Raw genomic sequence first — 12,750 nt, forward strand, 5'->3', positions numbered from 1 at the left:
ATCAATGCTCCTGTTCCTTCAACACTTCAGCCTTAACTGATCAGCATATGTGCAACTGAATGGCTGGGGCGGGAGGATTCGAACCTCCAAATGGGAGCTCCAAAAACTCCTGACTTGCCGTTTGTCGACGCCCCAACAAGTCCAAGTTCAACTCGTATTTCATCGCAGAGTCTTCACGGCCCGGCACCAGTAGATGCCCATGTTCTTCGATGCATTCTCTGCTTCTTCTGTCGTCCTGAACACGCCGTAGACCGTAGAACCGCTTCCGCTCATCACAGACACGACCGCTCCCTGTTCAAGAAGCAGCTCTTTGATCCTACCGATCATCGAATATGCCTTCAGAACGGGCTGTTCAAGGTCATTCATCTGCAGGGACCGCAATGCACCAAAATCTTTTGCGACAAGACTTTGACAGAACAGTTTAATATCAACAGATTTTTTTGTCAACTCAACCGGCAGGGATTCATATGCCCACGCCGTTGATATCAGAATACCGGGATTGACCAGGAGAAGAGGAATCTCGCTCGCATTGCCAAGAGAAGTGACAACCTCACCTCGTCCCTGCACGACCGCAAAGGTATCGTCAATAAAAAAGGGGACATCGGAGCCAAGCTGAGCTCCCATATGCCGGAGATCTGCCGTATGCAGGTTCAAGCCCCAGAGCCTGTTAAGACCGACAAGCGTGCACGCAGCGTCACTGCTGCCGCCTCCCAGCCCTGCCGCAAGCGGAATCTCTTTTTTCAGAGTGATTCGTGCTCCGGCTCTGATACCGGCACGAGCCCGCATAAGCACCGCAGCCTTAAAGACCAGATTCTTTTCCGGGGGAAGATCAGACATGTCAGAAATGAGTTCCAGCCCTTCGCTCTCCTCAAACAAAAGCGTATCATAGAGGCTGACACTCTGCATCAGGCTGACAATATTGTGATATCCGTCCTCTCTTTTATTCAGGACGGAAAGAAACCAGTTGATCTTGGCAGGCGCTTCAAGGACAAATGACATGGCTTAAAGAGATGAACGGAAAGCAGCGACGGACATCACTTTCCCTTTTCTTTTTCGAGGCCGCCCAACTTCCTTTCGACCCTCTCCTTCAGTCCCTCCTCTTTTTCCTGGAACTGGAGAGACCGCTTCCAGGACTCAGCTGCCTGCTCTTTCCGGCCCAGCGCATGATACACATCGCCGAGGTGCTCGTACAGCACAGGGTCATCCACAGCAATGCTCACGGACTGCCTGATCGCCTCAAGAGCCTGTTCAAGCCTTCCCTGCTTGAAATAGACCCAACCCAGACTGTCTATGTAATATCCGTTGCCCGGCTTGAGTTCCAAGGCGCGCCGTATCAGAGACTGCGCCTCGTCGAGATTCGAGCCCTTATCAGCAAAAGAATATCCGAGATAGTTCAATGCCTCGGCGTTCTTCGGATTCAGCTCTATTGCCTTGCGGAGACTGATGACCATATCATCAAAACGGCCGGTCTTTTCATAGAGAACCGCAAGCGCAAACAGCAGTTCGTCATTATCCCTGAATCTAGCAAGAGCTTCATGAAGAACCGCCTCCACCTTCTGATAGTCCTTCTTCTGCATAAGCTCATGGGAATAGTAAAGATAGATCTCAGGTTTCTCCTTCTCAAAGCTCAGGATCTCCTGATAGACTCGGATCGCCTCCTCGTTCTTCTTCTGTTTGCCGTAGATATAGGCACGGTGGAGAAATGCATTGATGTTTGAAGGCTCACGTTTGATCACCAGCTTCAGGGTCGAGAGCGCTTCATCATATTTGCCTGTCTCCTCGAGTACCAGAGCCAGATAATACAGGATCATCGTGCTTTCCGGCCTGATCGTCAAGGCAATATTCAGCTCCTCAAGCGCCTTGTCATATTGCTTCTCCTCAAAGAAAAACATACCCATGCGCATATGAACGTCAGCATCAGCAGGCGATTGCCTGCTGATGCTCTTCAGTTCATCAAGGGTCTTTCCTGACGTCTTCAGCTTCAGATAAGCCTGGGCCAGGCGCTGCCGCATCTGACTGTTGTAAGGATCGAGCCTGACAGCCGTCTCATAGTTTCTAATGGCATTGCCGAGATCATTCCTGATCTCGGCAATAACGCCAAGCTTAAAATACGCCGTGTCCAGATCAGGATTGAGCTCAATGGCACTTCTCAAATATTCTTCTGCCTTTTCATAGTCCTTTTTGTCGATGTACACAGAACCAAGAAGATCGAACGCCTTGTACGCATCATCATCTTTCTTTATCAGCTCCCCGAGCACCGCTATAGCCTGGTCATACTGGTCAAGACTGTAGTGAAAAAAACCCAGGATCAACAGGTTGTCCGTGTTGTCGGGCTGCAGCTTCGAAAGCCTCTCGATCACCCGGACAGCATCCTGGTATTTCTTCTGCTGCCTGAGGATTTCGGCCTTCAATTTTAACGCATGCACATCATCCGGCTGTTCCCCGAGCAAGGCATCCATGAGAGCAAGCACTTCATCCGTCTTCTCCCTGCGGGTAAGCACATACCCAAGCTGCACCCTGATGTACCGTGACTGAGGATCTATCACAAGGGCCTTTCGGTAGAATGCTTCCGCCTCCTGCCAGTTATGGGCGAGTTCAGCCTCATACCCCTTAATAAAGAAAAAAGCAGCGTCCGGGTCGGGCATTTTTGCATCTGCAGCGACCCTGGGCGGCTGGGTAGCACAGGCGAAAAGCAGCGGAAAAAAGAGAGCAAAAACCAGCAATTTATTCATTTTTTATTATTGCACAAACAGGAATGAATGTTCAAAAGATGCCTTTCAGAACGTCTTTATCGACCGGGCCGTACACGACCGCGGAAAACAGGGACCTTCTGATCAGTCTTTCCGCAAGGTCCGTGACCTGATTCAGGCTCACCCGGTCCACTGCCGTGATGATCTCATCAGGCGAGATGTATTTTCCAAAATACATCTCCTGACGGGCTATGTTGTTCATGCGGCTGTTCGTTGATTCAAGTGCCAGCAGCATGTTGCCTTTGATATGGCGCTTTGACTTGTCAAGCTCGTCAGCGGTTATGGTCTCCTTCAGCCGCATCATCTCACTGACAATAAGTTCTGTCACCTCACTGACCCTTTTCTTGCTTACGCCGGCATAGACCGCCCAGAGCCCGGTGTCAAGATAGGATGATGTAAATGAAAATACCGAGTACGCAAGGCCGCGGTTCTCCCGGATCTCCTGAAAGAGCCGTGAACTCACGCTTCCGCCCAGGATCGAGTTCAGAATAAAGAGGGAATACCGCTCCTCGCTCACCTGCGATATTGCCGGCACGCCAATACAGATGTGCGCCTCTGAGAGATCTTTCGGAACGACTTTTGCCTCAGACATGAAAAGCGGGACAGGACCTATCTTAGGTTCCGAACCCTGCCGCAGTCCGCCAAAACGGCGGTTGAGTATCCTCATCATCTCCGCGTGGTCGAAGTTGCCGGCACAGGCAATAACCAGATCCTTTGTACCATAGTAACGCCTGATGTGCGAAACAATATCTTCCCGCGTAAAAGAGGCTATGGTCTCCCGGGTGCCGAGGATCGATTGACCGAGCCCCTCACTGCCCCATACGGTCTCGTTGAAGAGGTCATGGATATAGTCATCAGGCGTGTCCTCAACCATTTTGACCTCTTCCCTGATGATCTTCTTCTCTTTGTCGATCTCGTCCTCCGGAAACGTCGAATGAACAAAGATCTCCGAGAGCAGGTTAACCCCTTTTTCGAGATACTCGTCAAGCACTTTCACGTAAAAAGCGGTGTTTTCGCGCGACGTGTACGCATTCAGGTCCCCTCCCATGGTGTCTATCTCGACGGCAATATCCTTGGCCGTATATTTCTTCGTGCCCTTGAAGAACATATGTTCAAGGAAATGTGAGATGCCGTTCTCCTCACGGGATTCGTAGCGCGAACCGACCTTCACCCATACACCCACAGCAACGGCACGGACGGTTTTAAATGATTCCATGACGACCGGAATGCCGTTTTCGAGATGCTCTTTTATAAACATGGTCACCTCAATGTGTCAGAATTTGCACTAACGATAATGCTCTTACGTTTCAGAAAATAAAAAAGGGGATTGCCATCCCCTTTTCCTTCATTCCTGATAAGCGGGTGCTTATTTATCTTTACTTTCCTGCTCCCGCATGGCCTCTTTCCTGCTCAGCCTGATCTTGCCCATCTTGTCTATCTCAATGACCTTCACCAGTATCTCTTCGCCTTCGCTCACTTCGTCGGTCACGTTGGCAACTCTCTTGTCCGACAGCTGAGAAATATGGCAGAGGCCCTCAGTGCCGGGCAGTATCTCGACAAATGCACCGAAATCCATGATCTTCTTGATCTTGCCCAGATAGATCTTTCCGATCTCTGCCTCGGCGATGATCCCGTTGATGATATCGATCGCCTTCTGCGCAGCTACACCGTCAACAGCAGCGATACTGATCAAGCCGGTGTCATCGATATTGATCTTTACGCCGGTCTGCTCAATAATGCCGCGGATGACCTTGCCGCCTGTGCCGATGACCTCTCGTATCTTATCCTGCTTGATCTGCATGGTATACATTCTTGGGGCATGACTTGCAAGTTCTTTCCTTGGTTCGGTCATGGTCTCTTTAATCTTGTTCAGAATAAAGAGCCTGCCCTGCCTGGCCTGCTCAAGCGCTTTTTCCATAATTGCACGTGATATACCACCGATCTTGGTATCCATCTGGAATGCGGCAATACCGTTCTCCGTACCGGTAACCTTAAAATCCATGTCGCCCAGGTGATCTTCCAGGCCAAGGATGTCAGTCAGCACCACAACGCGGTCACCCTCTTTTATGAGACCCATCGCAATGCCGGCAACAGGAGCCTTAATCGGCACGCCGGCATCCATCAATGCAAGGGTGCCTCCGCATACTGAGGCCATGGAAGATGAACCATTCGACTCAAGGGTATCGGATACTATCCTTACGGTATAAGGGAAATCTGCCTTCGAAGGCATGATCGCCCTGATCGACCTCTCAGCAAGTATCCCGTGACCGATCTCGCGCCTGCCGGGAGACCGTAACGGCTTTACCTCACCAACGCTGAACGGCGGGAAATTGTAATGCAGCATAAAGGTCTTCTTTGTCTCACCATCAAGGGAATCGATCCTCTGCTCATCATCCGTTGTTCCCAGGGTGACCACAGCAAGACACTGAGTTTCGCCTCTCACAAACAGGGCAGAACCATGAGTCCTTGGAAGAAGGCCAACTTCAGCGCTGATAGGCCTGATCTGGTCCGGAGTCCTTCCGTCAGCACGCACATTCCGGGAAAGTATCATGTCACGCACAAGGTTCTTCTCTATGTCATTGAACGCAGCAGCGATGTCCTTGGCAATGTCTTTTTCTCCCGTGTTCAACGTTTTTACGATCTCCTTAAGGATCTCATCAAGCGCTGTCTGTCTTCTTAACTTGTCCGGGATGACGATCGCTTCCGTGATCTTCGCCAGCGCAAGCTCTTTCACTTTATTCTTAAGGTCCTCGTCTTTTTCCGGGACCGTGAAGTTTCTCTTGGGCTTGCCGACCTTTGCCCTGAACTCGTTCTGGACCCCGCAGAGTTTCTTTATCTCTGCATGCGCCAGATCAATTGCTTCAAGAAGGTCAGACTCACTCATCTCCTGCGCACTGCCTTCAACCATGGCGACCGCGTCCTCTGTTCCTGCGACAACCAGGTTGAGGTCACACGCGTCAACTTCCTTAAGATCAGGATTGATAACGAACGCTCCATCAATCCTCCCAATCCTGACGGCGGCTACGGGGCCGTCAAAGGGGATATCAGATATATGCAGCGCCGCAGACATGCTGGTTATGCCGAGAACATCGGCAATATTCTCGTCACCATAGGACAGCACATTGACGATCCCCTGGGTCTCACAACTGTAACCCTTGGGGAAGAGCGGCCGGTGAGGCCGGTCAATAAGACGGGAGGTCAGGACCTCTTTTTCTGTAGGCCTGCCCTCTCTTTTGAAAAAACCGCCCGGTATCTTGCCGGCTGCGTAAGTCTTTTCGAGGTAATCGATCGTTAAAGGGAAGAAGTCTATCCCCTCTCTCGGCGTCTTGCTGCTCACCGCAGTTGCCAGCACTACCGTGTCGCCGTAACGGGCAACAACAGAGCCGTCAGCCTGCCTCGCCATCTTTCCTGTTTCTAAAATTAATTCCTTGCCGCGAAGTTCAGTTGCAACAGTCTTAGTCATTATTCTCCTATTTTCTGATCCCAAGTCGAGCTATTATCTTCTCGTACCGATCCTTGTTTGTAGTTTTGAGGTAGTCAAGCAGTTTTCTTCTCTGACTGACGAGCATGAGCAGTCCTCTCCGTGAATGATGATCCTTCGTATGGGTCTTGAAATGCTCGGTCAGATACGTTATTCTCTCGCTCAGGATCGCTATCTGAACCTCGGGGGAACCAGTATCCTTCTCATGCACCTTGTAATCTCCAATAATGCCTTCTTTTCTAACCTTGTCAAGTGCCACGCAATCACCGCCTTTCCTGATATCGTATTTTAAGATATCAAGTGTAACACAGGACCTAATCCTCTGTAAAGACAAGGGGTTTGAGTTTCCGGCCAGGAGATACCGGAGATTCACTCAGGGTCAGGGACCAGATCAATGATCGTAACCTCAGGCGGAGAAAGGAACCGTATCGGAGGCCCCCAGGTTCCTGTCCCCCGGCTGACATAGAGGCGCGAACCGCTGTCAAGACCGGCAAATCCGGCATGCACAGGATAATAAAGCCTTGTAAGGATGCTGAAAGGAAAGATCTGGCCCCGGTGAACATGCCCTGAGAGCTGAAGGTCGAAAAGTCCTGCTGAGTCCTTGTTCACAGTGGGGCGATGCTTGAGGAACAGCGTAAATCGTTCGCATGGGAGTTGCTCCAGCATCTCTTTTTCTGCGCCATCGCTGATGACTGCCCGAGGCCTGACTGTCCGGTCGTCAACACCGGCAATACTGAGGACTCCCCTGATATCAACAGCCTCATTGCGCAGGACCCTGAAGCCGGCCTTCCGGGTAAAGGCAAGCGCCTGCTCAAGCCCAGCGTAGAATTCATGATTGCCGGTGATGGCATATTTGCCGTATGGCGGGTTGATACTGTTGAGCATCTCAGCCAGACCTGACATGCCATTGATCTGACCGTCAACAAGGTCTCCGGTAGATACCAGAATATCCGGTGCCGCAACCTGGATCAGTTTAAGGATCCCTGAGAGTCGCGTTTCTCCGATGATCAGGCCGAGATGGACATCTGATATCTGAACGATCCGTATCCTTCCGATTGTCTCCGGGATCTTCGGCGTTCTGATGACGATCCTTTCAGTCCTGATGTTTCTGGCCTCAACATAGCCATAGGCTGAAACAAGCAGTGATACGATCAGAGGCAGATAAAATATAATGCCTGCCGTCGGCTTGAGATTCGCATGATCAGTCCGCAAGACGAGTTCAGCCGACCTGACCAGCAGCCGGTACAAATCAAGCGTCAGCGATGACGAAAAATAAAGAAAGAGTATGCCGAGCCAGGTATAACCAAAAATGGAGAGCATACGGGCGACCTGTTCCAGCCCCTGCTTTTCCGCCTGCCGTATCAGGATCGGTGCAACGAGCATTACAAACATGAAAAAAGCGATCGCCGATCCGGCGGTGATTCCGAAATGAAGTGCGGCACGGGCCCTGAGAAACGCGTACAGGTGCATGCCGCCATAGGCAAGAAAGAACGTGATAAAGAACAGGGACATGATCGGGCGGCTATTTCCTGGAGATCATTCTGTCGATCGAAAATGCACCGCCGCCCGTGACTGCAAGGGCAAGGGCAATGCCGACAACAAGGATATGAAACTCAAAACCTTCACCTTTCTGGCTGCCCATCCAGTTCATAAAAAAACCGTTTTGAAGGTGATTGGCATACGCACAGACCGCCATGGCAAAACCTATGGCAAGAGCAAAGACGCGGGTAAAGAACCCTGAGATCAGACAGAGCGAGCCAAGAAATTCAGTGATCATAAGAAGGATGACCGCAAACAGGGGCAGATGCATTTTTGTAGTGAAGATCTCGATGGTTTTTTCATATCCAGGACCGCCGAACCATCCAAGCACCTTCTGCGCACCATGGGGGAACATAACGACACCGAGCGCAAGCCTCAGAAATATGCCCGCTTTGTTGTTGTCCGTCTTCATCAGGGCCTTGAACATGATTGCCTCCTTATTTTTGCCTGATTTCAGGCGCAGTGTATTCCGTATCTTTATTATATCTCAGTTGACAGGACTTCAGCATTCAGCGACCTTTTCTTCTCCGAGCTTTTTTCTGAGCCGTGTCTTAATCTCCTCACCAGATCCCTTTTCGAGCCACTGCATCATGCCCAGCTTTTTGAAAATATGCGCTGTTTTGGATACATAGTTCATCCTGCTGATGAGAATGGAATCCGTATACCTTCCGATCTTTTCAGCCAGCACCTCAGGGTTCATCGGCAGCATAGGACCGACAAATGCATAGGTCTTAACGCCCCGCTCTTTTAACGTTCTGAGTGTGCTGATGCGGGCCTCGATCGGAGGGGCTCCTGGTTCAAAGATCTTTCGCATCTTCTCATCGTCAGTTGAGATCGTAAGACCAACCTCTATCTCATCGAACCTTTTTATGATATCCAGGTCCCTGAGCACCAACGGAGATTTAGTCAGAATACCGACCGGGAACTGATGAGCCTGCAGAATTTCGAGACACTGCCGGGTCAATCGGTATTTCAGTTCTACCGGCTGATACGCGTCGGTCACAGAACTGACCATCACATGGCCCCTCTTCGCTTTTGAGAGCTGTTTTCTGAGGAGTTCGGCAGCATTTACCTTAACATCCACAAAGCTTCCCCAGGCCTCAGCATGGCCTGTATATTTCTTCATGAAGGTCGCGTAGCAATAGATACAGGCATGGGCACAGCCGACATACGCATTGATGCAATAGTCAGCGCCCGGAATACCCGACTTTGAGAGAATGGACTTGGCCTGTATCTCTCTGATGATAGGGCCCTTACTCATGCAGAAGAAATGTCCTCAGTTCAAGAATGATCGTTAATATCTCTTTTTGTCCCTCTTGACGCTTTTCATGTCGTAGTCTTTTTTTGAAAATTCTTTCTTGGGATACTCTTTTTTGGTGAAATCTCTTTTGAAGGGCTCTTTAGCGGAAAATTCTTTCCGAGCATTCGCCGGTTTGATCTGCACCCGTCTGCCCATGACCATCATGTCGTCAAGGGCATGGATCACCATGTCAGCAAGGTCTGCCGGTACTTCCACAAAGGTAAATGAATCGTGCAGTTCGATCTTGCCGATCCTGCTTCCCGGTATGCGTGCACCGGAGGCAATGGCCTTCACGATCTCGGAGACCGTTATCTTGTCCTTGCGGCCGATCGTCATAAAGAGGCGTGCGACATTGCCGCGCTGCTCAGGAGCTGCTGATTCATTCACGTGCGCAACCTTTGGCTCGCCGTACGCAATACAGAGAGCTGCTGCCGCTATCTCGGCCACACTGCATTCAACAGCCAGCACTTCGATCATTTTAAGGTAGCCTTCATGCTTCTTCTCGCTGATCATTGAGGTAATATCTTTGGCAATGCTCTTTTCTTTTGCCTTAAGCACTTCCTTTGATGTTGGCAGACTCTTTTTGTCGATCGTGGTCTTGGCTGTCCTCTCGATCAGCTTCAGATGCCGGTATTCCCTCGGCGAGACCAGGGTTATGGCAATGCCTGACTTGCCTGCCCTGCCGGTCCGTCCTATTCTATGGATGTAACTTTCTGGATTCTGGGGAATGCTGTAGTTGATAACATGACTGACATTCTTGATATCAAGACCGCGCGCAGCAACATCGGTAGCGACCAGGATATCAAGCTTGCCCTTCTTGAACTTCTCCATCACCTCGTCCCTGTGCGTCTGCGTGAAATCACCATGCAGCGGGCTGGCGCTGTATCCCATCTGCTGCAGCTTCATGGCCACATCATCAACATCTCTTTTCGTATGACAGAAGACGATCGCAAGCTGGGGGTCCTCGACATCGATGAGCCGGGTCAGGGCATTCAGCTTGTCAGCATCCCTCACCTCATAAAAGACCTGTTTGATCTCAGGGACAACAACATCTTTCGGGTTAATCCTGATCTTCTCGGGTGAACGCATGAATTTCTTGGTGATGTTCAGTATCGGCAGCGGCATGGTAGCCGAGAAGAGAAGCGTCTGGCGTTCTGCAGGCGTTGTCTTGAGTATGGTCTCGATATCTTCAATAAAGCCCATGTCGAGCATCTCGTCAGCCTCATCAAGAACTACTATCCTGATGTCAGACAGCGAGAGCGTCTTTCTCTGAATATGATCAATGATCCGGCCCGGCGTGCCGACAACAACATCAACACCTGCTCTCAGCGTCCTGATCTGGTTATCAATGGATTTCCCGCCGTAAACAGGGAATGCATGGATCCTCTTTCCTGCGCCGATCCTGTTCATCTCCTGGGCAACCTGCACGGCAAGTTCACGCGTAGGTTCAAGGATGATCGCAAAAGGCTTCTTGCCTTTCTTCGCCATTTCTACGATAGGGATACCAAAGGCGGCGGTCTTTCCTGTCCCGGTCTGCGCCTGTCCAATAACATCTCCCCCGTTCATGACAATAGGTATTGCGGAAACCTGTATGGGTGTCGGTTCCTCAAAGCCGATCTCCGAAATCGTACGTAACGTCTCCTTGCTGATAGAAAAATCCTCAAATTTCATGATCTGTATCCTTTCTTATATCTATTCTGCAGTGGTTCATAATTTCAGCTTCGCAAATGATACAGGGTTCACACTCAATTCCTGTGCTTTTATCCCAAAATGCAGATGGGGTCCTGTTGATCTTCCTGTTGAACCGACAAAGCCGATGACATCGTTTTTTGAAACGATCTCTCCCAACTTCCTGTTAAAGCCTGACATGTGCATATAAACCGTATAGATCCCCATGCCATGATCAAGCACAAGGGTATTACCGCCAAAGAACAGTTCCTCCGCAAGGACGACCTTTCCGCTGTTCGAGGCCAATACATCTTCCCCTTCTCTGCCTCTGATGTCTATGCCGCCGTGTATGCTCTCCTTCGTCTTATTAATGATCCGCTTAACGCCGTACTGCGTAGAGATCTCATTCCCCAGCGGCAGACTGAAGCTTCCCTGCCAGGCCTTGTCTGTCTGCTGACTCCAGAATGACTTAAGAAGCTTGTCCTCCCTGTCAGCTCGTTCGCTGTCTTCCTGACTCAACGTGACCTTTCCGGGCGGCAGCGTAAGATGTATTGCTGGAAAAACATGGCGCCGTATGATGATCGGCAGGCGCTTCTTCTTTGCACCGACCGTCACCTCTACCCTGCGTCTCCCCGGACCCGCCTTCGAATCCGTTGCTCCGATCGCAATAAAACAGCCTTCTCCGCAGGAGGCAACGGGAAGCGGCCTGCTGCTGAATGATATCTCCGGCAGAGCTACGCCCTTCACGCCTGACACTCTTATCATGAATGCATCACCCGGCAGGATAGCCGATGGTTCTGCCTGGATCTCAAATGCATCTGCAGAAGATATAATAGGGGATATTATCCCTAAGCCCGCGATAAAAAAGAGCAGAAAAAACAGACATCTCATCTCAGCAGGTAAGCGCAAATCCTTCGTAATGACCCTCCTGGTGGCTGTATGCGTAGCTCCGCACCGTCTCCATAAGGCCCTGCATCTCTTCCCGCGTTTCTGCCTTAAATGCACGGTCTTTCAGCTGTCTTACCTCGTGAAGCCCCTTGACGTACCAGGCGAAGAGCTTGCGAAAAAGGATCACACCTCTTTTATCGCCATAGAAGTCACAGCTAAGATGCAGATGACGGAGCATGGTATCTGCCAATTCGTCAAGACCGGGCCGCTCGGGAATCACCCCTTTATTAAGATATGACACGGTGTCCCTGAATATCCATGGATTACCGAGAGATCCCCGGGCAATGGCAACAGCATCGCACCCTGTTTCATCGAACATCTTTTTTATCAGCTGGGGAGAAAGGGCGTCACCGCTAGCGATGACCGGGATCGAAACCGCTTCTTTCACCTGCCTGATGATATTGTAGTCAACTCGTCCGCTGTAACCCTGTTCCCTGGTCCTGCCGTGGAGTGTCAGACCGCTTACGCCTGCATCTTCCGCATAACGGGCAACTTCACAGGCATTCACCGAATTACTGCTCCAGCCGGCCCTGATCTTTACGGTAACAGGCAGATCAGCATGCTTCACCATTGCCGCAAGCAGGGTATGTATCTTTTTCGGATCCTTCAGCAGGCTTGCACCCTTTCCTTTTTTTACTACCTTATCGACCGGACATGCTGCATTAAGGTCGAGGATCTCAAACCCCTGGGGCAGAACCTTGTCCATTGCCAAACAAAGGGATTCAGGCTCATGTCCGAGCAGTTGTGCTCCCAAAGGCCTGTCTTCCCCGCAGGAACTGAGCATACGGCCGGTCTTGCCTGACTGATGGACGATCGAACGGGCTGATATCATCTCGAGGAATGCGAATTCGCATCCGAGGGAACGGGTTATAAGCCGGAACGGAAGGTCTGTTATCCCTGCCATGGGAGCGAGCAGCAGGCGGGACGTGAGCGTTATAGCGCCATTTCTTACCACGTTGTGTATTGTAACCGACAGCCTGCACTTCTGTCGATGCAAAACTACCATGAAACTTTTCTTTAGACACAGAGTTGAAATAATCATAGAGTGTGATACTCTTAAATAA

11 protein-coding genes and 1 tRNA gene are annotated in these 12,750 nt (G+C 50.6%); all 12 read right to left on the reverse strand.

Annotated elements, in window-relative coordinates; all coding sequences use genetic code 11:
* Window positions 1–60: 60 nt before the first annotated feature.
* The 12 genes from HZB62_04745 to dusB all read right to left on the reverse strand — a co-directional run bounded on the left by HZB62_04745 (window position 61) and on the right by dusB (window position 12,692).
* Window positions 61–135 (reverse strand) — tRNA-Gln (locus HZB62_04745).
* A gap of 24 nt (window positions 136–159) precedes the next feature.
* Window positions 160–999 carry a 4-(cytidine 5'-diphospho)-2-C-methyl-D-erythritol kinase gene (ispE, locus tag HZB62_04750; protein MBI5074460.1) on the reverse strand — a complete coding sequence of 280 codons (840 nt, stop codon included), beginning with the start codon at window positions 997–999 and terminating at the stop codon, window positions 160–162.
* Window positions 1,000–1,034: 35 nt separating this feature from the next.
* Entirely contained in the window at window positions 1,035–2,732 is a 1,698-nt protein-coding gene (locus HZB62_04755; GenBank protein ID MBI5074461.1) for a tetratricopeptide repeat protein, read from the reverse strand.
* Window positions 2,733–2,763: 31 nt separating this feature from the next.
* Window positions 2,764–4,008 (reverse strand): insulinase family protein, encoded by a 1,245-nt coding sequence (locus HZB62_04760; protein MBI5074462.1) that lies wholly within the window; start codon window positions 4,006–4,008, stop codon window positions 2,764–2,766.
* Between the two features lie 108 nt (window positions 4,009–4,116).
* Window positions 4,117–6,213, reverse strand: a complete 2,097-nt coding sequence (pnp, locus tag HZB62_04765; GenBank protein ID MBI5074463.1) for a polyribonucleotide nucleotidyltransferase — start codon at window positions 6,211–6,213, stop codon at window positions 4,117–4,119.
* Window positions 6,214–6,220: 7 nt separating this feature from the next.
* On the reverse strand, window positions 6,221–6,490 hold the full coding sequence (gene rpsO, locus HZB62_04770; GenBank protein ID MBI5074464.1) for a 30S ribosomal protein S15: 270 nt from the start codon (window positions 6,488–6,490) through the stop codon (window positions 6,221–6,223).
* A 110-nt stretch (window positions 6,491–6,600) separates the two neighbouring features.
* Window positions 6,601–7,743 carry a metallophosphoesterase gene (locus HZB62_04775; protein ID MBI5074465.1) on the reverse strand — a complete coding sequence of 381 codons (1,143 nt, stop codon included), beginning with the start codon at window positions 7,741–7,743 and terminating at the stop codon, window positions 6,601–6,603.
* A gap of 10 nt (window positions 7,744–7,753) precedes the next feature.
* Complete coding sequence (locus HZB62_04780; GenBank protein ID MBI5074466.1) at window positions 7,754–8,197, reverse strand: DoxX family protein; 444 nt, start codon at window positions 8,195–8,197, stop codon at window positions 7,754–7,756.
* 75 nt (window positions 8,198–8,272) lie between these two features.
* Complete coding sequence (locus HZB62_04785) at window positions 8,273–9,031, reverse strand: radical SAM protein (GenBank protein MBI5074467.1); 759 nt, start codon at window positions 9,029–9,031, stop codon at window positions 8,273–8,275.
* Between the two features lie 33 nt (window positions 9,032–9,064).
* Window positions 9,065–10,741 carry a DEAD/DEAH box helicase gene (locus tag HZB62_04790; GenBank protein MBI5074468.1) on the reverse strand — a complete coding sequence of 559 codons (1,677 nt, stop codon included), beginning with the start codon at window positions 10,739–10,741 and terminating at the stop codon, window positions 9,065–9,067.
* A 36-nt stretch (window positions 10,742–10,777) separates the two neighbouring features.
* On the reverse strand, window positions 10,778–11,503 hold the full coding sequence (locus HZB62_04795) for a M23 family metallopeptidase (GenBank protein ID MBI5074469.1): 726 nt from the start codon (window positions 11,501–11,503) through the stop codon (window positions 10,778–10,780).
* 127 nt (window positions 11,504–11,630) lie between these two features.
* Window positions 11,631–12,692, reverse strand: coding sequence for a tRNA dihydrouridine synthase DusB (gene dusB / locus HZB62_04800; GenBank protein MBI5074470.1), 1,062 nt, complete (start codon window positions 12,690–12,692; stop codon window positions 11,631–11,633).
* Window positions 12,693–12,750 lie beyond the last annotated feature (58 nt).

The sequence above is a fragment of the Nitrospirota bacterium genome, assembly GCA_016214855.1.
Taxonomy (GTDB): domain Bacteria; phylum Nitrospirota; class Thermodesulfovibrionia; order Thermodesulfovibrionales; family UBA6898; genus UBA6898.

Bases quoted from the DNA above. Each gene is read 5' to 3' on its own strand.
- HZB62_04780 (MBI5074466.1), bottom strand. From the start codon at position 8,197: ATGTTCAAGGCCCTGATGAAGACGGACAACAACAAAGCGGGCATATTT.
- HZB62_04785 (MBI5074467.1), bottom strand. From the start codon at position 9,031: ATGAGTAAGGGCCCTATCATCAGAGAGATACAGGCCAAGTCCATTCTC.
- HZB62_04790 (MBI5074468.1), bottom strand. From the start codon at position 10,741: ATGAAATTTGAGGATTTTTCTATCAGCAAGGAGACGTTACGTACGATT.
- HZB62_04760 (MBI5074462.1), bottom strand. From the start codon at position 4,008: ATGTTTATAAAAGAGCATCTCGAAAACGGCATTCCGGTCGTCATGGAA.
- HZB62_04755 (MBI5074461.1), bottom strand. From the start codon at position 2,732: ATGAATAAATTGCTGGTTTTTGCTCTCTTTTTTCCGCTGCTTTTCGCC.
- HZB62_04795 (MBI5074469.1), bottom strand. From the start codon at position 11,503: ATGATAAGAGTGTCAGGCGTGAAGGGCGTAGCTCTGCCGGAGATATCA.
- ispE (MBI5074460.1), bottom strand. From the start codon at position 999: ATGTCATTTGTCCTTGAAGCGCCTGCCAAGATCAACTGGTTTCTTTCC.
- dusB (MBI5074470.1), bottom strand. From the start codon at position 12,692: ATGGTAGTTTTGCATCGACAGAAGTGCAGGCTGTCGGTTACAATACAC.
- HZB62_04775 (MBI5074465.1), bottom strand. From the start codon at position 7,743: ATGTCCCTGTTCTTTATCACGTTCTTTCTTGCCTATGGCGGCATGCAC.
- pnp (MBI5074463.1), bottom strand. From the start codon at position 6,213: ATGACTAAGACTGTTGCAACTGAACTTCGCGGCAAGGAATTAATTTTA.